The sequence below is a fragment of the Aeromonas sp. QDB11 genome (assembly GCF_027705265.1).
Taxonomy (GTDB): Bacteria; Pseudomonadota; Gammaproteobacteria; order Enterobacterales; family Aeromonadaceae; genus Aeromonas; species Aeromonas allosaccharophila.
On the sequence record NZ_JAPDBM010000171.1, the window covers coordinates 1 to 1,425 of the forward strand.

General features: G+C 53.9%; 1 protein-coding gene. It reads right to left on the minus strand.

Translation table 11 applies throughout. The annotated features are described in order from the left end of the window. Positions 1-305: 305 nt before the first annotated feature. Positions 306-1,334, minus strand: a complete 1,029-nt coding sequence (locus OKC40_RS22450; protein WP_270797026.1) for an IS110 family transposase — start codon at positions 1,332-1,334, stop codon at positions 306-308. Positions 1,335-1,425: the final 91 nt, after the last annotated feature.

Genomic DNA, 1,425 nt, shown 5'->3' on the forward strand with positions numbered 1-1,425 from the left:
TTTGGGAAACATAGATGGTCGCCCCGGTTTGCCAAGCCCTCAATCCATGAAAGTGAGTCAGGTGGAGATTGCAGCCATAGATCCGGATTTTGATCGAGGCTACTGCCTCTATCCCTGATGGAATTCGCTGGCTGGCTCCGCTATCAACGCCACGTACTTGGAAGTACTTTGTTTCCCTCGGGTTTTACCAGCCACGGTCTGACCTGTCTCGCCATCACTTCATGATTGCCTGTGCAATCGGTGCTTCTTTACCAATTTTTGGTCATAGGATTGTCAATCCGCCCATACATTGCCAAACCTGCTTTTCATGCGGCCATGCCGTAGTGGGCATCATATTTTCTGTCGTGTGCCAGCAATGCCCAGATGATTCTAGCCGTCTTGTTGGCTTGCGCTACCGCCGCCACGTTAGGGTTGCGCCGTGCCATCACCCCAGCCAACCAGCTTCTCGAGAACGACTCCTTGCGTTCTGCTACTCGTAGCACCGCCCGAGCGCCATGAATTAACAAGGTGCGCAGATAGCTGTCGCCACGCTTGCTGATCCCAAGCAGGTTCTGCTTACCACCGCTGGAGTGTTGCCGTGGCACTAACCCCAGCCACGCGGCCAATTGCCGGCCATTCTTGAAATTTTTCGCATTGCCGATGGAAGCAACCAGTGCGCTTGCGGTGATAGGGCCGATACCTGGCAGCTGGGCTAAGGTTTGGCTGGCGGCACTGTCCTTATGCCAGCGAACGATCGCGTCCTCCAATTCATTGACCTGCTTGTCGAGCATCTTGAGGTGCTCGTGAAGTCGCATTAACAAATGGCGAAACGTTCCTGGCAAGCCGTTTTCACTGTCCTCCAGCAGCTCGGGAACGTGTTTGCCTATGTGGGTGATGCCTTGAGGAAGGATGAACCCGTATTCTGCTAACAGGCCACGGATCTGGTTGGCTTGAGCAGTCCTGGCCTTGATGAAGCCTTGTCGAGCACGATGCAAGGCCAGGATGGCCAATTGTTCGCTGCTCTTTATCGGCACGAACCGCATGGTGGGCCGAGTCACCGCTTCACAAATAGCTTCTGCATCCGCAGCATCGTTCTTGTTGGTCTTTACATAGGGCTTAACGAACTGAGGCGCCATCAGCTTGACGGTATGCCCCAGCCCTTGCAATTTATTGGCCCAGTAATGGGCACTGCCGCATGCCTCCATGCCGATCAGGCTAGGAGGAAGATTGCTAAAGAATGAGAGCATCTGATCCCGCTTCAACTGTCGCTTGAGGACCGTCTTGCCATGTTGATCAACGCCATGTAATTGGAAGAGATGTTTTGCCAGATCGATGCCGATAGTCGTAGCCTTCATGGTGGTCGCCTCTCTCATCAGTGGGAACTTACATTCGCCACTTTGGCACTCTGATGCCATTTTGGGGAGGGGCGACCATCCCATTAACGCC

Coding starts and splice junctions, on each gene's coding strand:
- OKC40_RS22450 (WP_270797026.1), bottom strand. CDS start 1,334: ATGAAGGCTACGACTATCGGCATCGATCTGGCAAAACATCTCTTCCAA.